Origin of the sequence: Enterobacter sp. CM29 (assembly GCF_013179605.1) — a bacterium.
Taxonomy (GTDB): Bacteria; Pseudomonadota; Gammaproteobacteria; order Enterobacterales; family Enterobacteriaceae; genus Enterobacter; species Enterobacter intestinihominis.
In genome coordinates this window covers 1-21,143 of sequence record NZ_JABMCU010000064.1, presented here as the reverse complement: position 1 = coordinate 21,143, position 21,143 = coordinate 1, and the positions used below count along the sequence as shown (strand labels likewise).

Below are 21,143 nucleotides of genomic sequence, written 5' to 3'. Positions count from 1 at the left end.
ACGGTGACCTTCTGCCCGTCGGCCTGCACGCTGACTGTCCGTTTAACGGGGGTTCCCGGCGTGTTAAAGCGCTCAAGATGGATCGCTTTTTCCGGCATACCCAGCGCTTTCAGCGCCGCCTCAGCCTCGTCCATCATCGCCGACGGGCCGCAGATGAAGGCTTCATCGTACTGGCGGAAATTCACCAGCGTTTTTGCCAGCGCCTGGAGCTTTTCCCCGTCAATACGGCCATGGAGCAGATCGCTGTCGAGCGTCTCCTGGCTGAAGATGGAGATCAGCTGCAAACGCTGCGGGTATTTATCTTTCAGGTCCGCCAGCGCCCGGCGGAACATCATGCTCTGGCTGCTGCGGTTGCCGTAAATCAGGGTGAAGTGGCTGTGGGCTTCAGTGGCCAGCGTAGCGGACATAATCGCCAGCATCGGGGTGATCCCGGACCCGGCGGCAATCGCCAGATAGTGGCCTTCGCGTTCGGCCTGCGGCTGGTAGCCAAAATGCCCCTGGGGAACCATCACCTCCAGCGCCATGCCAGGTTTGATCTCGTCCCGGGCATAGCGGGAAAAACGTCCGCCCTCGATGGCTTTGACCGCCACGCTGATCTCACCGCACGCGGTGCTCCGGCAGATGGAGTAGCAGCGGCGCAGTTCATCCCCGCCAGGACTGGCTTTCAGGGTCAAATGCTGACCGGGACGGAAGCGGTACGCCTCCTGTAACGCCTGCGGCACCGCGAAGGTAATGGTCACCGCGTCGCGGGTTTCGGGTTCCACTTTTGCCACTGTTAATGAATGAAACGTTGTCATGGCAGCCTCAAATACATTTGAAATAGTCGAAGGGCTCACGGCAGGTATTGCAGCGGTAGAGCGCTTTGCAGGCCGTGGAACCAAATTCACTGATGAGCGAGGTATCGGTGCTCGCACAGCGCGGGCAGCTCACCTCCGCAGGAACGTGGGCATGGCAGCTATGGCCGACAGGCGGGCTGATGCCATATTCCCGCAGGCGCCTGCGGGCATCGTCGGTCATCCAGTCGGTGGTCCAGGCGGGCTCCAGTTGCAGCACAATATGTATCGGGGAAAAGCCGTTCCCGGTCAGAGTTTCGCGGATCGCCCCCAGCAGATGCTCCGTTGCCGGACAGCCCGAATAGGTTGGCGTGAAGCCTATAACCCAGCCTTCTCCCTGCGCCTTCACGCTGCGCACCATGCCTAAGTCGGTGATGGTCAGCACCGGCACTTCCGGGTCGGGGATCTGGCTTAACAGCGCCCAAATCTGCGGGATTTGGGCAGGCGCAATGTCGACGAGGCGTTGCATAGCGTTCTCCTTTACCACTGCTGGTCGGGGTAAACGCGCTGGAGATACTGCATCTCAGCCAGCATCGGTCCGAGGTGTTCAGTATGTAGCCCCTTCTTGCCGCCCGTGCGATACGCCACTTCCTCGGGCACGCGGAGGGTAGCTTCCGCCAGCCCGGCAAACACTTCGCGCTCCCACGGTTCCCGCAGGGCGCGCGGATCAACCGCCACGTCGGTGTCAATCAGCCCCAGCTCGACGTCGTCGGCGTCGAACAATTCAGCCGTAAAGCGCCACAGGCTATCCACCGCCTGCTGCATTTTCTGTGAGGAGGTTTCTGTCCCGTCCCCCAGCCGCACCAGCCAGCCGCGGCTAAAACGCAGGTGATAGCGCGCCTCTTTAATGGCTTTTGCCGCGATAGCGGCAAGCTGACTGTCGCTGCTGTGGATCAACCGTTCGTACAGCGCTACGTTCCACGCATCCATCAGATACTGACGGGCAATGGTGTCGGCGAAGCTGCCGTTTGGCTGTTCCACCAGCAGCAAATTGCGGAACTGACGCTCATCGCGGCCATAGGCCAGGGTGTCTTCATCACCCTTACCCTCCCGTTCAGCGGCGTAGGTCAGGAAATTGCGCGCCTGCCCGAGCAGATCAAGGCCGATATTGGCGAGCGCCAGGTCAATTTCCAGCTCCGGCGCATGGCCGCACCAGGCGCCCAGACGCTGTGAGAGCACCAGACCGTTGTCACCCAGACGCAGGGCATAAGCAGATACGTTGTTCATCCCCAACCTCACATATGCTCAATGCCATCAGGGATGGTGTAAAACGTCGGATGGCGGTAGACCTTGCTTTCCGCCGGATCGAAAAACTCCCCGCTCTCTTCCGGCTGGGAAGCGACGATTTCACTCGCCTTCACCACCCAGATAGAACAGCCTTCGCTGCGGCGGGTATAGGCATCGCGCGCGTTTTCCAGCGCCATGCGATCGTCGGCAGCGTGAAGGCTGCCCACATGGCGGTGCGACAGCCCCTGCTTCGAACGGACAAAAACTTCGTATAACGGCCAGTAAACATTGCTCATGGTTGATTCCTCTTATGCGGCCTGGCGGGCGCGTTGTTTTTCCGCGTGGGCCAGAGCGGCTTCACGCACCCATGCGCCGTCATCCCAGGCTTTACGTTTTGCGGCCAGACGTTCGTGGTTGCAGATCCCGCGCCCGTTGATCACCTCGTCAAATTCGTGCCAGTCGATTTCGCCGAAGCGGTAGTGGCCGCTCTCTTCATCGAAACGCAGGTCGGGATCCGGCACGGTCATGCCGAGCATCTCCACCTGAGGCACCGTGTTGTCCACGAAGCGCTGGCGAAGCTCATCGTTGCCAAAGCGTTTGATCTTCCAGGCGAGACTGCGGGCGCTGTTTGGGGAGTTGTCGTCGTTGGGTCCGAACATCATCAGCGCGGGCCACCAGAAACGGTTGATGGCGTCCTGCAACATCTGCCGCTGTGCTTCGCTGCCCTGCGCCAGCACCATACAGGCCTCAAAACCCTGACGCTGGTGGAAGCTCTCTTCTTTACAGATTTTCACCATCGCCCGGGCGTACGGGCCGTAAGACGTACGGCACAGCGCCACCTGGTTCACGATGGCCGCCCCGTCCACCAGCCAGCCAATGACGCCGATATCGGCCCAACTCAGGGTCGGATAGTTGAAGATGGAGGAGTATTTCATCTTGCCGTCGAGCATCTTTTGATAGATGTCCTCCCGGGCGCAGCCCAGCGTTTCCGCCGCGCTGTAGAGGTACAGGCCGTGTCCGGCTTCGTCCTGAACCTTCGCCAGCAGAATGGCTTTCCGGCGCAGCGTCGGCGCGCGGGTGATCCAGTTTCCTTCCGGCAGCATGCCGACAATCTCAGAGTGGGCGTGCTGTCCAATCTGGCGGATCAGCGTCTTGCGATAGGCATCCGGCATCCAGTCCTGCGGCTCGATCGCCGTCTCCTGTGCGATGCGTTGCTCAAAGCGTTGTTCTTGCGTCACATAACCACCTTTGTGATTCGTTAAATCACCACAAACAGCAAAATGGTGAATCATTTGGTTTCTTAAAAGTTACACAAAGGTTAAATATAACCCCAAGAAGCGTTTGTTTATTTTGTGACGATGCTCGCAAGCCTTTTCATGAAAGGCCGATTATACAAGGCTTTCGGGTGGTCAGGCTAAGCAATAGAGATCACAACGTTAACAATTCATTAAAACTCAGCTTGCTTTTTATGATTCGCGATCAAACTATTTATAGTGAAATCACGAAACACCTGGAGAGAAGAAATGCAGCAGTTAGCCAGCTTCTTGTCCGGCACCTGGCAATCAGGCCGGGGCCGCGAGCGCACCATCACCCACGCCATCAGCGGGGAAACGCTATTTGAAGTCACCAGCGAAGGGCTGGATATGGCGGCCGCGCGCCGTTACGCCATTGAACACGGCGGAGAAGCGCTCCGCGCAATGAGCTTTATCGAGCGCGCCGCCATGCTGAAGGCGGTGGCCAAACATCTGCTGAGCCAGAAGGATCGGTTTTATGCCCTGTCAGCCCAGACCGGCGCGACGAAGGCCGACAGCTGGGTGGATATTGAAGGCGGTATCGGCACCCTCTTCACCTACGCAAGCCTCGGCAGCCGTGAGCTGCCGGACGATACCCTGTGGCCGGAGGATGAGCTGATCCCGCTGTCGAAGGAAGGCGGCTTTGCGGCACGTCACGTGTTAACGTCGAAATCCGGCGTGGCGGTGCATATCAACGCGTTCAACTTTCCGTGCTGGGGGATGCTGGAAAAGCTCGCACCCACCTGGCTTGCCGGGATGCCCGCCATCATCAAGCCCGCCACCGCCACCGCGCAGGTGACTCAGGCAATGGTGAAAGCGATCGTCGAGAGCGGACTGGTGCCGGACGGCGCCATCAGCCTGATCTGTGGTGGCGCGGGCGATCTGCTGAACCAGCTCGACAGCCAGGACGTGGTGACGTTTACCGGGTCGGCCAGCACCGGGCAAAGCCTGCGCGTACACCCGAATATCGTCGCGCATTCCATTCCGTTTACTATGGAAGCGGATTCCCTTAACTGCTGCGTGCTCGGTGAAGACGTAACGCCGGACCAGCCGGAGTTTGCGCTGTTTATCCGTGAAGTGGTGCGCGAGATGACCGCCAAGGCCGGGCAAAAATGTACCGCCATCCGCCGCATCATCGTGCCGGAAGCGCAGGTTGAAGCCGTCAGCCAGGCGCTGATTGCGCGGCTGGAGAACGTGGTCGTCGGCGATCCGGCCCAGGAAGGGGTGAAGATGGGGGCTCTCGTCAACAGTGAGCAACGTGCTGACGTGCAGGAAAAAGTCGATCATCTGCTTGCCTCGGGCTGCCAGATCCGTCTGGGTGGTAAAGCCGATATGCAGGCGGCTGGCGCATTCTTCCCGCCCACCCTGCTGTTCTGCCCGCAGCCGGACGAAACTCCGGCCGTTCACGCCACCGAAGCCTTTGGCCCCGTCGCCACCCTGATGCCGTACCGCAACAGTGAACACGCCATGCAGCTGGCGCGGGCGGGCGGCGGCAGCCTGGCGGGAACGCTGGTCACGGCAGATTCAAACGTGGCGCGGCAATTTATTGCCGGTGCCGCGCGCGCCCACGGACGCATTCAGATCCTCAACCAGGAATCCTCGAAAGAATCCACCGGCCACGGTTCACCGCTACCGCAGCTGGTGCACGGCGGCCCGGGACGTGCGGGCGGCGGCGAGGAGCTGGGCGGCCTGCGTGCGGTGAAGCACTATCTCCAGCGCACGGCCATTCAGGGCAGCCCTTCCATGCTCGCCGCCATCGGCAAACAGTGGGTCCGTGGCGCGGAGGTGCTGGAAGATCGCGTTCATCCGTTCCGTAAATACTTCGAGGAGTTACAGCCGGGCGACAGCCTGCTGACCCCGCGTCGTACCCTGACGGAAGCGGATATCGTGAATTTTGCCTGCCTGAGCGGGGATCATTTCTATGCCCATATGGACAAAATTGGCGCGGCGGAGTCGATTTTTGGCGAGCGCGTGGTACACGGTTATTTCCTGATTTCCGCCGCGGCGGGGCTGTTTGTCGATGCCGGGGTTGGGCCGGTCATTGCCAACTACGGCATGGAAAACCTGCGCTTTATCGAGCCGGTCAAGCCGGGCGATACCATTCAGGTGCGCCTGACCTGTAAACGTAAAACGCTGAAGAAACAGCGCACTGCCGAGGAAAAACCGACGGGCGTGGTGGAATGGGCGGTGGAGATCTTCAACCAGCATCAGCAGGCCGTGGCGCTTTACTCCATCCTGACGCTGGTGGCGCGCCAGCAGGGTGACTTCTGACGCACCTCTTTCATGCCGGGTGTCGCTCCGCTTACCCGGCCTACAACTACCTGACCGGGGTGTGATATCCCCCGGTCTTTTTTTAACCTGGCAAGACTGACAAACAACCTGGCAGATGCAGGCAAACGCTTTTCGCGCGCGCCTGTCAGGATAAGGCTGACACAACACAATAAACACAACAAGATGAGGTCTGCGATGGGAAGCAATTCTTCTTTTTTTGCCCGTAGAACGGCACTGGCCATGGCCGTTGCGCTCTGTTGCGCCTGGCAATCCCCTGTTTACGCTCACGGCAGCGAGGCGCATATGGTCCCGATGGACAAAACGCTTCAGGCGTTTGGCGCGGACGTGCAGTGGGATGATTACGCCCAGATGTTCACCATCGCTAAAGACGGTGCCTTTGTGAAGGTCAAACCCGGCGCCAACACCGCCATCGTTAACGGCAAACCGCTGACGCTCCAGGTGCCCGTGGTGATGAAGAACAATAAGGCCTATATCCCGGAGACTTTTATCAACGATGTCTTTCAGTCCGGTCTTGATCAGACATTCCAGGTTGAAAAACGCCCCCATCCGTTAAACGCGCTGACGGCGGATGAAATCAACCAGGCCGTAGCCATTGTGAAAGCCTCTGCGGATTTTAAACCCAATACCCGCTTTACCCAGATTGCGCTGGCGGAGCCAGAAAAAGCCAAAGTCTGGGACTTCGTGCTTAACGGCACGGCGGTGGATGCGCCCCGCCTGGCCAATATCATCATGCTTGACGGCAAACGCATCGTCGAAAGCCGGGTGGATCTGAAGGACAAAAAGATCCTCCGCTGGGAGCCGATCAAAGACGCGCACGGCATGGTGCTGCTGGATGACTTCAATACCGTGCAGCAGATCATCAATGAAAGCCCGGAGTTTGCCGCCGTGCTGAAAAAGCGCGGCATTACCGATCCGAAGAAAGTGATCACCACCCCGCTTACCGTCGGCTTTTTTGACGGCAAGGATGGGCTGAAACAGGAAGACCGCCTGCTGAAAGTGATCAGCTATCTCGACGTGGGCGACGGTAACTACTGGGCGCACCCGATCGAAAACCTGGTTGCGGTGGTGGATCTTGAGCAGAAGAAAATCCAGAACATTGAGGAAGGCCCGGTCGTGCCGGTGCCGCTCACCCCGCGTCCTTATGATGGCCGTGACCGCGTTGAAACGGTGAAAAAACCGCTGGAGATTATCGAGCCGGAAGGCAAGAACTACACCATTACCGGGGATATGGTGCACTGGCAGAACTGGGATTTTCATCTGAGCCTGGACTCGCGCGTCGGTCCGATGATCTCCACCGTGACCTATAACGACAACGGCAAAAAGCGACAGGTGATGTATCAGGGATCGCTCGGGGGCATGATTGTGCCGTACGGCGACCCGGATATCGGCTGGTACTTTAAGGCCTACCTGGACTCCGGTGATTACGGCATGGGTACCCTGACCTCCCCGCTGGTGCGCGGCAAGGATGTTCCGTCTAACGCCGTGATGCTCAACGAAACCATCCCGGACTATACCGGTGCGCCAATGGAGTTCCCCCGGGCGATCGCCATTTTCGAGCGTTACGCCGGGCCGGAGTATAAGCATCAGGAGTTAGGTAAACCCAACGTCAGCACCGAGCGCCGCGAGCTGGTGGTGCGCTGGGTCAGCACCGTGGGTAACTACGATTATATCTTCGACTGGGTATTCCACGAAAACGGCACCATCGGCATTGATGCAGGGGCCACGGGCATTGAAGCGGTGAAAGGCGTGCAGACGAAAACCATGCATGATGCCACCGCGAAGGATGACACCCGATACGGTACGCTGATCGACCATAATATTGTCGGCACCACCCACCAGCACATCTACAACTTCCGTCTGGATATGGACGTGGACGGCATCAACAACAAGCTGGTGGCCATGGATCCGGACGTCAAACCGAACACCGCTGGCGGACCGCGCACCAGCACCATGCAGGTTAATCAGTATGATATTGATACCGAACTGCAGGCGGCGCAGAAGTTTGATCCGGGCACCATCCGCCTGCTGAGCAACACCAGCAAAGAGAACCGCATGGGCAACCCGGTCTCGTATCAGATCATCCCTTACGCGGGGGGCACACACCCGGTGGCGACGGGCGCGAGGTTTGCCCCGGACGAGTGGATTTATCACCGCCTGAGCTTTATGGATAAACAGCTGTGGGTGACGCGTTACCATCCCGACGAGAGGTACCCGGAGGGAAAATACCCGAACCGTTCCACGCATGATACGGGCCTCGGCCAGTACAGCAAAGATAACGAGTCGCTGAACGACCAAGATAACGTCATCTGGATGACCACCGGCACCACCCATGTCGCCCGCGCCGAGGAGTGGCCGATAATGCCGACGGAATGGGTGCACACGTTACTCAAGCCGTGGAACTTCTTTGACGAGACGCCAACGCTCGGTAAGAAAAAAGAGCAGAAATAACACGTTGACCGGGCACGATGCCCGGTTTTTCATTCGCTTTCTTGCTGAATACCACTCCCCGATTATAGTTAATGTTACTTCGCTTAATGCTTTTGCAACATCTGAAACATTTTGTAGATATCGAAGTGTCCATGAACAACGCTATACATAACCGAGAGGTTTTAGGATGAAAGTCAATGAGATAGCAAGAAGCCTTGCGCTGGCCGGTTTTTTCATTTCCGCCAGTTCAGCCTGGGCCGCAGAAGCCCCTAAGGATGCAACCGCAGCAACTCAGCAGGCCAACAACGCACTCTTCAACCAGCTTCCTTTCTCTGATAACACCGATTTTACCAATGCCCACAAAGGGTTTATCGCCCCGCTACCTCAGGAAATTATCAAAGGGGAGCAAGGCAACACCGTCTGGGATCCACAGCAGTACGCCTTTATCAAGGAAGGCGATAAAGCGCCCGATTCGGTTAACCCGAGCTTATGGCGTCAGTCCCAGCTGATTAACATCAGCGGCCTGTTTGAAGTCACCGAGGGCGTGTACCAGATCCGTAACCTCGACCTGTCAAACATGACCATTATTGAAGGTAAAGAAGGCATTACCGTGGTCGACCCGCTGGTGTCGGCGGAGACGGCCAAAGTCGGGATGGATCTTTACTATAAAAATCGCGGCAAGAAACCTGTCGTCGCTGTTATTTACACCCACAGCCACGTTGACCACTATGGCGGCGTGCGCGGCGTGGTGGACGAAGCCGACGTGAAGTCCGGCAAGGTTAAAGTCTACGCGCCAGCCGGATTTATGGAGGCCGCCGTCGCGGAAAATATCATGGCGGGCAACGTCATGAGCCGCCGCGCCAGCTATATGTACGGCAACCTGCTGAAGCCGGATGCGAAAGGCCAGGTGGGTGCGGGTCTCGGCACCACCACCTCCGCCGGGACGGTGACCCTGATTGCCCCGACCAATATCATCGAGAAAGATGGTCAGAAAGAGGTGATCGATGGCCTGACCTATGATTTTATGCTCGCGCCGGGCTCCGAAGCGCCTTCTGAGATGCTCTGGTATATCGAAGAGAAAAAGCTGATCGAATCTGCGGAAGATGTTACCCATACCCTGCACAACACCTACTCCCTGCGCGGTGCGAAAATTCGTGAACCGCTGCCATGGTCGAAATACATCAACCAGGCAATTGTACGCTGGGGTGATAAGGCCGAAGTTATCATGGCGCAGCACCACTGGCCGACCTGGGGCAACGAGAATGTGGTTAACCTGCTGAAAAGCCAGCGCGACCTCTACCGCTACATCAACGACCAGACCCTGCGCATGGCGAATGAAGGGCTGACGCGTGACGAGATCGCCGCCAACTTCAAGCTGCCGAACTCCCTGGCCAATACCTGGGCCAACCGAGGCTATTACGGTTCAGTCAGTCATGACGTCAAAGCCACCTACGTGCTCTATTTAGGCTGGTTTGACGGCAACCCCGCGACCCTGGATGAACTGCCGCCTGAAGAAGCCGCGAAGAAATTTGTGGAGTATATGGGAGGCGCGGATGCCATCCTGAGTAAAGCTAAAACCGATTTTGACCAGGGCAACTATCGCTGGGTGGCTCAGGTGGTCAGCAAAGTGGTATTCGCCGATCCAAACAACCAGGCCGCACGTAACCTTGAAGCGGATGCCCTGGAGCAGTTGGGTTATCAGGCTGAATCCGGCCCATGGCGTAACTTCTACCTGACCGGCGCGCAGGAGTTGCGTAACGGCGTGGTGAAAGGTCCGACCCCGAATACCGCCAGCCCGGATACCGTGCGCGCAATGACGCCAGAAATGTTCTTTGACTATCTGGCGGTGCATATCAACGGTGAAAAAGCAGCGGATGCAAAATCGGTGTTTAACATCGACCTCGGCAGCGACGGCGGCAAATACAAGCTGGAGCTGGAAAATGGCGTGCTGAACCACACGGCGAACGCCGAAGCGAAGGATGCTGACGCGACCGTGACCCTCAACCGCGATACGCTGAATAAAATCATCCTGAAAGAAGTGACGCTTAAACAGGCTCAGGATAATGGCGATATCAAAGTGACGGGCGATGCCGCAAAACTCGATGCCATGCTCGGTTACATGGATAAATTTGAATTCTGGTTTAACATTGTGACCCCGTAAAGGCATGCACTCGCGGGCGGTCTTTCCGCCCGCCACAGGGACATTCTCTCTCATGGAAAAAAGACACAACGCCACTCCGGAGCCCGCGACCTGGCCGACCCGTAACGCCATGGTTGTCCACGGGCTGGCCATGAACCTGCCGTGGCTCGCCTTCGTCAACGCGAGCTTTGCGCTCATGATCCTGCTGCGCAATTCCCTGTTCGGCCAAATTGATACCCTCTTACACGTCAGCCCACCTCTCACACAGATGATTGACGCTTCCATGCTGGGGGTAGTCATCCTTTCCGTGGCGTTGGTAATAATGGCCTGGCGCCACATCCGCGGCGTCAGCGCCGTGCTGTTAATGTGTAGCCTGCTATGGTCGATAAGTTGTTACTGGTTTATCAACGTGATACAGCTTCCTCATCCCTGGCCGATATTCGTTACCCTGCTGATGGCCGGTATGACCGCGCTCTATTTTCATCCGGTGGGGCTGGTGTGCTTTATCGCGCCGCTGTGGATCACCATGCCCGTTGCCAGCATGCTGCTGAATCAGGAGATGAACCTTCGCTTTGCCGGGCTGTGGGTGGTGTTCACGTTCATTCTCGTTTGCGGACGCTACATCCTCTTAAGCTGGTTTGAAGAGGCCTGGCGTCGCAACCAGCAGAATCAGCGTTTAATTTCGCGGCTGGATGCGCTGGCCCATCAGGATCCGCTGACGAAAACGGCCAACCGCAGGGCGATGGAGCTGGTGCTGGAAAATGCGGTGGAGCAAGGCAAACGCTTCACGGTCCTGATGCTGGATGTCGACTACTTCAAACTGTATAACGACACCTATGGTCACCAGGCGGGGGACGCATGTCTCGCGCGGGTCGCGGAGGTGCTGAACACTTCGGTGCGCACGCCAGAGGATGTGGTTTCGCGCTACGGTGGTGAGGAGTTCGTCGTGATCCTCTTTGACTGTGAAGAAAGCGTTGCTGAGAAAGTCGCCGCGCGGATCCAGGCTGGCCTGCGCACCGCAGCCATTGCGCACAGCGCGTCGAAGGTGAGTGAATGTGTGACGGTGAGTATGGGCATTGCCGGCTATACCCCAGGACTGGCTGGCCCGGAAATCATCGCCCGCGCCGATGCGGCGTTGTATCGGGCGAAGGAGTCCGGGCGGGATAGGTGGTCGCTGTAAGTTACGCCGGGTGGCGCTGCGCTTACCCGGCCTACAAAACCAACCTTTTCCTTGCTCCCGTAGGCCGGGTAAGGCGTAGCCGCCACCCGGCGTTTTTTTAATACCGCACACACACCGACTTAGTTTCGCACCAGCCGTCCAGCCAGTCGGGGCGGAAATCATTGCCCGCGCCGATGCGGCGCTGTACAGGGCGAAGGAGGCCGGGCGGAATCGGTGGTCGCTGTAAGTTACGCCGGGTGGCGCTGCGCTTACCCGGCCTACAAAACCAACCTTTTCCTCGATCCCGTAGGCCGGGTAAGGCGTAGCCGCCACCCGGCGTTTTTTTAATACCGCACACACACCGACTTGGTTTCACACCAGCCGTCCAGCCAGTCGGGGCGGAAATCATCGCCCGCGCCGATGCGGCGCTGTACAGGCCGAAGGAGGCCGGGCGGAATCGGTGGTCGCTGTAAGTTACGCCGGGTGGCGCTGCGCTTACCCTGCCTACAAAACCAACCTTTTTCCTCGATCCCGTAGGCCGGGTAAGGCGTAGCCGCCACCCGGCGTTTTATTAATACCGCACACACACCGACTTGGTTTCACACCAGCCATCCAGCCAGTCGGGGCCGAAATCGCGCCCGGTGCCAGACTGCTTCATGCCGCCGAACGGCAGGTTGGCATCTATCAGCGTGTGGCTGTTCACCCACACGGTTCCGGCCTGTAGCCTGTCGGTGTACTCCAGCGCTTTACTGATGTTCTGCGTCCAGACGCTGGCCGTTAAGCCGTATTCAGTGTCGTTCGCCAGCTGAAGCGCCTCTTCCCCGTCAGCTACACGGACCAGATTCACCACCGGCCCGAAGACCTCTTCACGCGTCAGTCGCAGATGATTATCCGGGTTGACCACCAGCGTTGGCGAAACGTAATAGCCTTTGCCGTCTGGCCCCCGGTTCCCGGCGATCAGCTCCGCATTGTGCGCCTTCGCCTCATCCAGAAACGCCTGGACCTTATCGCAGTGGGCGCGCGACACCAGCGGGTTGATAAACGCGTCCGGCGACATGCCCGGCCCGACGCTCAGGGATTTCACGGCCTGTTCAAAGCCGCTGACCAGCGTGTCGAACAGCGGAGCTTCAATATATATACGTGAACTGGCCGCGCAGACCTGCCCCTGATTCAGGAAGCTGCCGGTCATCAGCCCTTCAATCACCCACGCCGGATCGGCATCTTTCAGCACGATGGCCGGGTTTTTGCCGCCCAGTTCCAGCGTCACGCCCGTTAGCGTATCCGCCGCCGCGCGGGCAATCTGCTTGCCCGTCGCCGTCGATCCGGTAAAGCTCACTTTGGCAATGCGCGGGTGCGAGGTCAGTGCCGCGCCACAGACGGCGCCACTGCCGGTCACCACGTTGAAAACGCCATCCGGGATCCCCGCCTCGCTCGCCAGTTCCGCCACCCGTAACAGGGTGAGCGGCGTGGTTTCCGAGGGTTTGATCACGATGGAGCAACCTGCCGCCAGCGCGGGCATCACTTTCCACATGCCAATCATCAGCGGGAAGTTCCACGGCACAATCCCCGCCACGACCCCAACCGGCTCTTTACGCGTCCACGCCTGATAACGCGCGCCCTGCGGCAGTGGAATCGAGAGATCGAGGGTTTTACCGGCAATTTTGGTGGTCAGCCCTGCCGTGTAGCGCATCCAGTTCAGGGTGCAGCCCACCTCGAAGGCGCGGGAAATGTTAATCGATTTCCCCTGCTCCAGGGTTTCGAGCTGTGCCAGCTCTTCGCCATGCTGTTCCACCAGATCCGCAAACCGCAGCAGGATGCGTTCCCGCTCTGCCGGAAGCCGCCCGGCCCAGCTTCGGGCGACAAAGGCGCGCCAGCCAGACATCACCGCACGATCGACATCATCAACGCTGGCATCGGCGATGGAGGCAATGACCTCTCCGGTCGCCGGGTTGTAGACGTTCAGACGCTTTTCGCTATCGGATGCCGCCTGACGCCCTTCGATCCACAGGCCGTGCTGGCGATCTAAAAACTGCTGCACGCCAGGCAGGACGGCGACGTGTGATTCGGACATAGGATACTCCTTCGTTATGCTTCGCAGGGTGTGTATGCAGTCTAAGAGGGGATTCGCATTCCTGCTTTTGTCTGTGTGACATTCGCTTTGCCAGCTGTGACAGGCTCCGCAAATCGTGATAATTCCCGCTTATATCGCTGTAACCGTTGAGTGTTCTTTCCTATAGTCAGCCTCGTAGCCCTGACAAAATGCAACATAAATGCAACAATGCGAAAACAGTGACGGTTCAGCGAGAAAATCAATGGCATGTGCAAGCGAACAGGACAATTTTCAGCAGTGGCTGGCGCAAATTAACCAGGTTTGTGGGCGCTTTGCGGCACGTCCGTTAGAGGGGGCGTTTCTCGGCGAACTGGAAACCAGCTACACCCAAAGTCTGAAGCTGAGCACGGTGACCGCCGCAGGCGTTAACCTGTTTCGCACCCGTCAGGAGATCAAAAACGGCAACGATGCCTGGTTCTACACCGTGTTTCAGCTGGAAGGCAGCGCCGGAATCGAACAGGACGACCAGCGCGCGCTGCTGAAAGCCGGGGATATCACGCTGATTGATGCCTCCCGCCCGTGCTCCATTTACTGGCAGGAGCGTTCCCGCCAGATTTCTCTGTTGCTCCCGCGACAAATCATTGAGCAACACGCGCGTTTTCAGGAAGTGAGGTGCGCGTTGCCCCTCTCCCGCAGTTTGCCTACCGTACAGCTGAGCTACCGACTGTTACAGGAGAGCATGGGCAATGCCGATCTCAGCGCCAGTGAAAGCGAAGCGGCGCTGGAGGCGATGGTGTGTCTGCTGCGTCCGGCCTTCCAGCAGCATGACGAGGTGCTGCCGCGCAAGGAGCGTCAGTTCCGCCACGTTCTGTCCCTGATTGACGATCATATTCAGTCGGAGGCGTTAAGACCGGAGTGGATAGCCTCAGAGAGCGGCATGTCCGTGCGTAGCTTGTACCGCATGTTTGCCGGGAAAGGGCTGGTGGTGGCGCAGTATATTAAGAACCGTCGCCTCGATTTATGCGCTCAGGCGCTGCGTTCCATCGGCGATGACGAAAAGCTGGCGGGCATTGGCTACAGCTGGGGCTTTACCGACCATAGCCATTTTTCCACCGCCTTTAAGCAGCGTTTCGGGGTTTCGCCGGGCGAATACCGTAAGCGTTACCGCTAGTTACTTTTTCAGCCATTTGCCGTTAATCCCCTTCACGTACTCACCCGGCTGCGCACGGGCCACCAGCTTTTGCCCCGCCATTTTCGCCACCTCGTCGACGGGCAAATTATTGCTGTCAGCAAGCTGCTGGTAACTTTCCGTGCGTGCGGCGTTGATACGGTTCACCAGCGCCAGGGTTTCAGCGTCGTGCTGAACGGGCGCAAGATAGCCGCTCAGGGTTTCCCCTACGCGCCCCTGGGTGCGCGCATCGTTGAGCGTAAGCGTGGCGGCGTGAACGTTCATCCCCAGCGCCAGTAACATCAGAGCTAATCGTTTCATGGCATCCTCAGAACAGATCGCTGCGGGATTTCAGCAGGGCTTCGACGTCTTTATCCACCTTGATATGGATTTCATGCTCGATTTTCACGTTCATGTTGATGGTGATCGGCTCTTTGGGCGCCGCCACTTCAATGCGCGGCGTGCAGCCTGACAGCAGCGCGACGACGGCCACGGTGAGTACACCAGCCCTCTTTTTCATTGTTGTTCCTCACTTTCCTTGCCTGTCGAACCGCGGAGAAGGGGTATCGCCGCATGTTGCTCAAACCATGTTTGCAGATTGTCCCCAAAGCGCAGGCTGCGCCAGAGGGTAAAAATGTTCTCTTCATGGGTGTAATTCAGGTTAACGAAACTGCTTTTGCCCTCGACGCGGCTGGTGCCTTTAATGGCCGCCTGCATGGTTAACACACCCAGATTATCCACATTGAGTTTTGTCCACGACTGCGAAATTTCCATATAGCGGAGCCAGTTGATCGCCGCCCCGGCAACCACGTTGTCTTTCACAATGGCATCCGCCGTGTCCTGGTCGATGCGCAGCGTCATCGGCCCCGGGTTGGTCAGCCAGCCATCTTTAATGATCCATTTCTCATTGTCCAGCCAGAACGGCAGCGCGCCGCTCACCGGGCCGGACATGGCAAACTGCTTCGGATTTACCGCGCTTATCAGTTCGCTGGAGGAAATATTATCCACGCGCAGTAAAGCCGGATCGTGCTGCGGCATTCTCAACTGCTGCATGGTGATTTTCCCGCCGAGCGCTTCCACCTTCACGTTGGTGAGCAGGAGCGGGTTCGCTTCGGTCCAGGGATAATCGCCCTGGAGATCCGCGGTGAGATTTCGGGCTGTGACCAGGTTTTTCACCTCGTCGATTCGTAACGTTACTGGTCCGCGCGTGCCCAGTGACCAGGTGCCCTGGCTTAAGCGGAACGGCAGAACAAAATCAACGCCGTTGATTTCGTTATCCGGCATCCACGCGCTGCCCGCTTTCAGCACGCCGTGCCCCCCGGCCTCAAACCCCTGGTCGGGGGCCGCTGAGAAAGCCACCTGCGCGTACATTTCGCCGCCGCGCAGGGTCATTTTCCAGTCTGGCGGGATCAGCGGCTGGAACACTGTAAGAGACTGTTTTGGCCACCAGGCCTGACCGCGGAGGCGTTCGCCGTCCCAGCGTCCATTCACCTGGACCGGGCCGATGTCATCCGCATGAAGGTTCCCTTTAAACTGGAACACCGTCGGGTCTGTCCCGTCAACGCTGAAGGTCAAAACGGACGGCGGCAGCACGCTTCCGCCTGAAAAGCTTGTTTGCCCGGCATTGAGCGCGAGCGCGCCGCTAAAGGTGGGGTTATCCGGGTCCCGCGACCAGCGCACCGGGTGATCCAGCACCAGGCGCGGTTTGCTGACCAGCATCGTGCCGTACTGCAATTTGTCGAACCCCGTGGAAAGATCGGTCAGTTCGATAACGTTGTCGCGCCACTCCCCGGTTCCCCGGACATCCCAGCGCGCGTTCATCGGCGTGAAGTTCCCTTTACCCCAGTAGCGCCACTGCCACAAACCGTTGTCCGGTAAAAAGTCGTTAGCCTGGCCGTCCAGATGCAGCTCAAAATTGCCCATCTCGTTTTCATGCGCCCGCAGAATGGCTTGCAGGCGGCCGTCCACGCCCTTTTGCGTGAGCTTCACGCCCGCCAGCGGCCAGCGGATCTCATCGATATCCAGCGAGTCAATGATGCGTCCGCGCGAGCGCAATAGTGCGCCGGGTTCAAACGTAAGCTGCGGATCGTAAAGGCTGCCGGTCAGCTTCGCCGGGAGTCTGGCATACAGGATCAGATCGTTTTGCTTGGCTTCCCCGCTCAGGTGCAGCGGCATAGCGCTGTTTTCCATACTGAGCGAGCCGGGACCGATATTCAGCACCGCGTTGCCCTTACCCGCGTCCCCCTGGGTCAGCACGTTGAGCCGCCCCGTGAAGGTGGCTTTCTCCAGCCCCTGCTGCCAGTTATCCACCTTCAGGCCGATGCGACCGCTCATCGGCATACCGGAGGCTGACCAGTTCCAGCGCCCGTCGCTGATGGTCAACTGCTGAGCGGTGATCTGCCACGGTAAATCGAGCAGCGGATCGGGGTTGTCCCGCGCCATAACCACCAGCTGGCCCTGATTATCCTCCCAGTCCAGATCGGCATCGACCAGCGAGGATAACTGTGGCACGTTAAAGGTCGCGACCGTATGCCCTTTCACCGGTACGCCGTCCGGTACCAGCGGCAGGGTAAATTCACCGACCAGCTTCACGGGCTGCGACTGGTCCGGCAGCTGCACATCGAACTGGCTGATGGAGAGCGTCTGGCCGCGCAACTGCCCCTTAATGCTCACCTGCTCGCCTTTATAGGTGATGTCCTGGCGGGCTGGCGTGAGTGAGGCATGCAGCTCACCCTCCCACTGCTGCCAGGGAGAAAGGGTAAAACGGTGGATGGTCAGCCAGGTGTTGGGCAGGATGGCCTGCCACTGCGCCAGCGTTTTCGGCGCCACCGTAGACGGCGCCGATTGCGGTAATTTGCTCAGGCAGACAGAGTTAAGTTCAAGTGCGCCAATATCCAGATCCCAGCGGCTGGGGTGTGACAGGGTCACGTTTTCCACGCGGGCAATTTCGCACTCTTCTACCAGATAGCGAAGATCGGGAATAATCAGGGCGTGGCGCGTTAGCCGCGGGCTTTTTTCAAATGCGATGCGCGTTCCAACGGGAAGCCAGATCCCGGCGAGCGTGGGCACCCACTGGGCGAGCGTCATCAGCAGCGTCAGCGGCACGATTAACAGCAGCAGTAATAGCGCGATTGCGGCTTTGTATTTACCCTTCATGGGCAGTTAATATCCTGATTTTGCGAAATAAATAAGCCGTTCTTGCCGCTCATTGTCGCATGTTTAGCCAGTCAGTTGAAGGTAATGCCATTTTTAAGAGTAGATGCTCTACAATAATTCATAGAACTTATTGATTTCAATGAATTTTGAAAAATTGTAAGATAATTTTAAACATGCTAACGTGGTTCCAAAATCACTGGAGAAAGTCTTATGAAACTCGCGGTATATAGCACAAAGCAGTACGACAAAAAGTATCTGCAACATGTTAACGAGACGTACGGTTTCGATCTTGAATTTTTCGACTTTCTGCTGACTGAAAAGACGGCTAAAACCGCCCACGGCTGCGAAGGCGTGTGTATCTTCGTTAACGATGACGGTAGCCGACCGGTACTGGAAGAGTTGAAAAAACAGGGCGTGAAATACATTGCCCTGCGCTGCGCGGGCTTTAACAACGTCGATCTCGATGCCGCCAAAGAGCTGGGTCTGAAGGTTGTTCGCGTTCCGGCCTATTCTCCGGAAGCCGTGGCAGAACATGCCGTCGGGATGATGATGTCGCTCAACCGTCGTATTCACCGTGCCTATCAGCGTACCCGTGATGCCAACTTCTCTCTGGAAGGGCTGACCGGCTTTACTATGTACGGTAAAACCGCAGGCGTGATCGGTACCGGCAAAATTGGTGTGGCCGCCCTACGCATCCTGAAAGGATTTGGCATGCGCCTGCTGGCGTTTGATCCGTACCCAAGCGCCGCTGCGCTGGAGCTGGGCGTGGAGTATGTCGATCTGAAAACGCTCTTCTCGCAGTCTGATGTTATCTCCCTGCACTGTCCGTTGACCCCGGAAAACTATCACCTGCTTAACCAGTCGGCGTTCGACCAGATGAAAGACGGCGTGATGATCATTAATACCAGCCGCGGCGGACTGATCGACTCTCAGGCCGCTATCGAAGCGTTGAAAACGCAAAAAATCGGCGCGTTGGGTATGGACGTGTATGAGAACGAACGCGATCTGTTCTTTGAGGATAAATCTAACGACGTGATTCAGGACGACGTGTTCCGTCGCCTGTCGGCCTGCCACAACGTGTTGTTCACCGGCCACCAGGCGTTTCTGACCGCCGAAGCGCTGATCAGTATTTCGGAAACCACGCTGGGGAATTTACAGCAGCTTGATAAGGGCGAAGCGTGCCCTAACGCGATCGTTTAAGACCGTCAGGCCGGGTGGCGGTAACCTCTGCCCGGCCAATAATAAGCCCATCAGAAAAATAAGCACAGGTTAACTATTAAGATGGCTAACGTTCATCGTAAATATAACAATCAAGGATATGACTGTTCCGGTGTGACCATATCAGAATGAGGCTCTGCTGAAGGCTGCGTGATTTGCTGCACTATCGTAACCAGTTGTTCAAAAACAGCTCTCATTTGCGTCGGGTAGGTTAAAGACAACCAGGTTGCCAGCACTGCTCCAGCCAAAAAGCCCAACTTCATACACCATCCCTAATAAATTTAGCGAGATACAAGCTTTAACGTATGTGTGGTGCCGGGTGCCTCCCGGTGAGTCGTTGGTCAGCCACCTTGACCCGCTACTGATTGCCTAAGCTACACGTGCTGTTTAGCCCCTCCGCACAGGGGGATTCACCACGCGAGAAAAATAACACAGTGCCCCGGCTGGTTTAGGGGATATTTCGTTTAAAAATAAATAATGACCATACAAAATTAATCTATAACTGTTTTCAGGAACCCTTCTACACTTTAAGCGGATATATCAGTAATAAGATTAATATAAGTCAGTTTTATTACGTCCCTAAATGCTGGGCTATTTACTTAGCCTTCACACATGTTGCCATTAGCAGAGGAGTCTGAAATATGGCATTCGTAACAACGAAAGATGGTGTCAGTATTTATTACAAAGACTGGGGTCCGAAGGATGCGCAGCCGATCGTTTTCCATCACGGCTGGCCGCTGAGCGCCGATGACTGGGATAACCAGATGCTCTTTTTCCTTGCAGAAGGCTTCCGCGTCATCGCCCTCGACCGTCGTGGTCATGGTCGTTCCGATCAGGTAAGTGAAGGTCATGATATGGATCATTATGCCTCCGACGCATCAGCCGTGGTCGAAAGCCTTGATTTGCGTAATGCCGTGCACGTCGGCCACTCCACCGGCGGAGGCCAGGTCGCCAGATACGTTGCGAAGTACGGCCAGCCTCAGGGGCGGGTGGCCAAAGCGGTACTGGTCAGCGCCGTTCCTCCGCTGATGGTAAAATCAGACACGAACCCCGGCGGTACGCCCATTGAGGTGTTCGACGGCTTCCGCCAGGCGCTGGCCGCTAACCGCGCCCAGTTTTACCTCGACGTCGCCAGCGGCCCTTTCTATGGATTTAACCGAGACGGAGCAGAGGTTTCGCAGGGAACAATCCAGAACTGGTGGCGTCAGGGTATGATCGGTAGCGCCAAAGCCCACTATGATGGCATTAAGGCATTTTCAGAAACCGACCAGACGGACGATCTCAAAGCTATCACCGTTCCCGTGCTTGTGTTGCAGGGTGATGACGATCAGGTCGTCCCGTATAAAAATGCCTCCCTTCTTCAGGATAAGCTGCTCGCAAACAGCGAGCTTAAAATCTATCCAGGCTTCCCGCATGGGATGCATACCACGCATGCAGATACCATAAATGCCGATATCCTGACGTTTATTCGCTCATAAAGACGTTGATTATCCATAAAACAACCGGGCACCACGCCCGGTTCTCTTTTGCGGCAAGAATTGAGCGACCATTTCAGGAAGAAACGCTTACAGGAGTTTGATTTTTACTTCATACCCCTCCAGGCCTGTCATGGCCTCACGAGCGATAAACTCAATTTCAGATACTTCCTGCCCTGTTTTTTTTCGTAATTCTGCAATTTTTTTGGCTATAAGCGCTGAAATTTCTTCCTCTGCCTTTTGCGTCATTGCGTCAACTTTCATATTTACCTCTTGCGGCCGTTTACTGTTTCCAGTATCTAACTGGTTTTAACCATAACCCTATGTAAAGCGTAGACTATCTGCGTTACGTATGCTGCCTTCACCTTGAGATGAGCAGCAGATGGGGCCATTGCATTTAAATATGCATTTAGATTGCATTATTTGAATAAGCTGTTATTGTGCCAACGCCTTAGAGCACATAAACATAAGAAAAGATTTGACTCAAACTCGCCCCGCACCAGGGGCATTTTTTTTGCTCCCTATAAGCAAAAAACCCGCCATGAGCGGGTTTCTGCGTTATTCGGAAAGATTATTTGAAGACTTCTGCTACGGCCTGGAAGTTAGGGCCATGCTCTCGAGCGGCGATGATGACATAGTATTTCCCGCCCTTCTCATCTGCCAGTTTCGAGAGTTTTTGATGAAGATCTGAAGGTGAAGAAATTTG

The 21,143-nt window shown here is 57.0% G+C and carries 18 protein-coding genes; 7 read left to right on the top strand and 11 right to left on the bottom strand.

Annotated features, from left to right (window positions below; genetic code table 11):
- The 5 genes from HP459_RS10315 to paaA all read right to left on the bottom strand — a co-directional run.
- Positions 1–797, bottom strand: a 797-nt coding sequence (locus HP459_RS10315; protein WP_171936175.1) for an FAD-binding oxidoreductase, incomplete at its 3' end; no start/stop codon positions are given.
- 7 nt (positions 798–804) lie between these two features.
- Positions 805–1,302, bottom strand: coding sequence for a 1,2-phenylacetyl-CoA epoxidase subunit PaaD (gene paaD, locus HP459_RS10310; RefSeq protein ID WP_063138212.1), 498 nt, complete (start codon positions 1,300–1,302; stop codon positions 805–807).
- Positions 1,303–1,313: 11 nt separating this feature from the next.
- Positions 1,314–2,060, bottom strand: coding sequence for a 1,2-phenylacetyl-CoA epoxidase subunit PaaC (gene paaC, locus HP459_RS10305; RefSeq protein ID WP_063138213.1), 747 nt, complete (start codon positions 2,058–2,060; stop codon positions 1,314–1,316).
- 8 nt (positions 2,061–2,068) lie between these two features.
- Positions 2,069–2,356 (bottom strand): 1,2-phenylacetyl-CoA epoxidase subunit PaaB, encoded by a 288-nt coding sequence (paaB, locus tag HP459_RS10300; RefSeq protein ID WP_003857353.1) that lies wholly within the window; start codon positions 2,354–2,356, stop codon positions 2,069–2,071.
- 12 nt (positions 2,357–2,368) lie between these two features.
- Positions 2,369–3,298 (bottom strand): 1,2-phenylacetyl-CoA epoxidase subunit PaaA, encoded by a 930-nt coding sequence (gene paaA, locus HP459_RS10295; RefSeq protein ID WP_032624863.1) that lies wholly within the window; start codon positions 3,296–3,298, stop codon positions 2,369–2,371.
- 285 nt (positions 3,299–3,583) lie between these two features.
- Here paaA and paaZ point away from each other — a divergent pair, with 285 nt between their 5' ends.
- The 4 genes from paaZ to HP459_RS10275 all read left to right on the top strand — a co-directional run bounded on the left by paaZ (position 3,584) and on the right by HP459_RS10275 (position 11,391).
- Entirely contained in the window at positions 3,584–5,623 is a 2,040-nt protein-coding gene (gene paaZ / locus HP459_RS10290; protein WP_126291039.1) for a phenylacetic acid degradation bifunctional protein PaaZ, read from the top strand.
- A gap of 195 nt (positions 5,624–5,818) precedes the next feature.
- Entirely contained in the window at positions 5,819–8,092 is a 2,274-nt protein-coding gene (gene tynA, locus HP459_RS10285) for a primary-amine oxidase (RefSeq protein ID WP_171936174.1), read from the top strand.
- 166 nt (positions 8,093–8,258) lie between these two features.
- Positions 8,259–10,232 (top strand): alkyl/aryl-sulfatase, encoded by a 1,974-nt coding sequence (locus tag HP459_RS10280; RefSeq protein WP_048966596.1) that lies wholly within the window; start codon positions 8,259–8,261, stop codon positions 10,230–10,232.
- A gap of 52 nt (positions 10,233–10,284) precedes the next feature.
- On the top strand, positions 10,285–11,391 hold the full coding sequence (locus HP459_RS10275) for a GGDEF domain-containing protein (protein WP_045309013.1): 1,107 nt from the start codon (positions 10,285–10,287) through the stop codon (positions 11,389–11,391).
- A gap of 550 nt (positions 11,392–11,941) precedes the next feature.
- Here the strand turns inward: HP459_RS10275 and HP459_RS10270 are convergent.
- Positions 11,942–13,441: an aldehyde dehydrogenase family protein gene (locus HP459_RS10270; protein ID WP_171936173.1), complete on the bottom strand. Its 1,500-nt coding sequence runs from the start codon at positions 13,439–13,441 to the stop codon at positions 11,942–11,944.
- 241 nt (positions 13,442–13,682) lie between these two features.
- Between HP459_RS10270 and feaR the strand changes: the two genes are divergently transcribed.
- The gene (gene feaR, locus HP459_RS10265) at positions 13,683–14,591 is read left to right on the top strand and encodes a transcriptional regulator FeaR (RefSeq protein WP_023300024.1); all 909 of its coding nucleotides are present in this window, start codon (positions 13,683–13,685) and stop codon (positions 14,589–14,591) included.
- Here the strand turns inward: feaR and HP459_RS10260 are convergent, their stop codons facing one another.
- The 3 genes from HP459_RS10260 to HP459_RS10250 are packed head-to-tail and all read right to left on the bottom strand — an operon-like array spanning position 14,592 to position 17,744.
- Complete coding sequence (locus HP459_RS10260) at positions 14,592–14,909, bottom strand: YdbL family protein (RefSeq protein WP_022648010.1); 318 nt, start codon at positions 14,907–14,909, stop codon at positions 14,592–14,594.
- 7 nt (positions 14,910–14,916) lie between these two features.
- Entirely contained in the window at positions 14,917–15,108 is a 192-nt protein-coding gene (locus HP459_RS10255; RefSeq protein ID WP_003857369.1) for a YnbE family lipoprotein, read from the bottom strand.
- Positions 15,105–17,744 carry a YdbH family protein gene (locus HP459_RS10250; RefSeq protein ID WP_058676688.1) on the bottom strand — a complete coding sequence of 880 codons (2,640 nt, stop codon included), beginning with the start codon at positions 17,742–17,744 and terminating at the stop codon, positions 15,105–15,107. Before HP459_RS10250 ends, HP459_RS10255 begins: the two co-directional genes overlap by 4 nt.
- A 210-nt stretch (positions 17,745–17,954) precedes the next feature.
- Between HP459_RS10250 and HP459_RS10245 the strand changes: the two genes are divergently transcribed.
- Together HP459_RS10245 and HP459_RS10240 are read left to right on the top strand one after the other, a co-directional pair.
- Positions 17,955–18,944, top strand: coding sequence for a 2-hydroxyacid dehydrogenase (locus HP459_RS10245; RefSeq protein WP_003857375.1), 990 nt, complete (start codon positions 17,955–17,957; stop codon positions 18,942–18,944).
- A 659-nt stretch (positions 18,945–19,603) separates the two neighbouring features.
- The gene (locus tag HP459_RS10240; protein ID WP_022648007.1) at positions 19,604–20,440 is read left to right on the top strand and encodes an alpha/beta fold hydrolase; all 837 of its coding nucleotides are present in this window, start codon (positions 19,604–19,606) and stop codon (positions 20,438–20,440) included.
- A gap of 87 nt (positions 20,441–20,527) precedes the next feature.
- Here the strand turns inward: HP459_RS10240 and HP459_RS10235 are convergent, their stop codons facing one another.
- Both HP459_RS10235 and HP459_RS10230 read right to left on the bottom strand, forming a co-directional pair.
- A complete protein-coding gene (locus HP459_RS10235; RefSeq protein WP_022648006.1) occupies positions 20,528–20,701 on the bottom strand; it encodes an addiction module toxin, GnsA/GnsB family in 174 nt (57 codons plus the stop codon).
- 307 nt (positions 20,702–21,008) lie between these two features.
- A partial coding sequence (locus HP459_RS10230) for a DUF1471 domain-containing protein (RefSeq protein WP_171936172.1) occupies positions 21,009–21,143 on the bottom strand: 135 nt, incomplete at its 5' end.

Bases quoted from the DNA above. Each gene is read 5' to 3' on its own strand.
- paaB (WP_003857353.1), bottom strand. From the start codon at position 2,356: ATGAGCAATGTTTACTGGCCGTTATACGAAGTTTTTGTCCGTTCGAAG.
- HP459_RS10235 (WP_022648006.1), bottom strand. From the start codon at position 20,701: ATGAAAGTTGACGCAATGACGCAAAAGGCAGAGGAAGAAATTTCAGCG.
- HP459_RS10275 (WP_045309013.1), top strand. From the start codon at position 10,285: ATGGAAAAAAGACACAACGCCACTCCGGAGCCCGCGACCTGGCCGACC.
- paaZ (WP_126291039.1), top strand. From the start codon at position 3,584: ATGCAGCAGTTAGCCAGCTTCTTGTCCGGCACCTGGCAATCAGGCCGG.
- HP459_RS10260 (WP_022648010.1), bottom strand. From the start codon at position 14,909: ATGAAACGATTAGCTCTGATGTTACTGGCGCTGGGGATGAACGTTCAC.
- HP459_RS10280 (WP_048966596.1), top strand. From the start codon at position 8,259: ATGAAAGTCAATGAGATAGCAAGAAGCCTTGCGCTGGCCGGTTTTTTC.
- tynA (WP_171936174.1), top strand. From the start codon at position 5,819: ATGGGAAGCAATTCTTCTTTTTTTGCCCGTAGAACGGCACTGGCCATG.
- HP459_RS10250 (WP_058676688.1), bottom strand. From the start codon at position 17,744: ATGAAGGGTAAATACAAAGCCGCAATCGCGCTATTACTGCTGCTGTTA.
- HP459_RS10270 (WP_171936173.1), bottom strand. From the start codon at position 13,441: ATGTCCGAATCACACGTCGCCGTCCTGCCTGGCGTGCAGCAGTTTTTA.
- paaD (WP_063138212.1), bottom strand. From the start codon at position 1,302: ATGCAACGCCTCGTCGACATTGCGCCTGCCCAAATCCCGCAGATTTGG.
- paaC (WP_063138213.1), bottom strand. From the start codon at position 2,060: ATGAACAACGTATCTGCTTATGCCCTGCGTCTGGGTGACAACGGTCTG.
- feaR (WP_023300024.1), top strand. From the start codon at position 13,683: ATGGCATGTGCAAGCGAACAGGACAATTTTCAGCAGTGGCTGGCGCAA.
- HP459_RS10255 (WP_003857369.1), bottom strand. From the start codon at position 15,108: ATGAAAAAGAGGGCTGGTGTACTCACCGTGGCCGTCGTCGCGCTGCTG.
- HP459_RS10245 (WP_003857375.1), top strand. From the start codon at position 17,955: ATGAAACTCGCGGTATATAGCACAAAGCAGTACGACAAAAAGTATCTG.
- HP459_RS10240 (WP_022648007.1), top strand. From the start codon at position 19,604: ATGGCATTCGTAACAACGAAAGATGGTGTCAGTATTTATTACAAAGAC.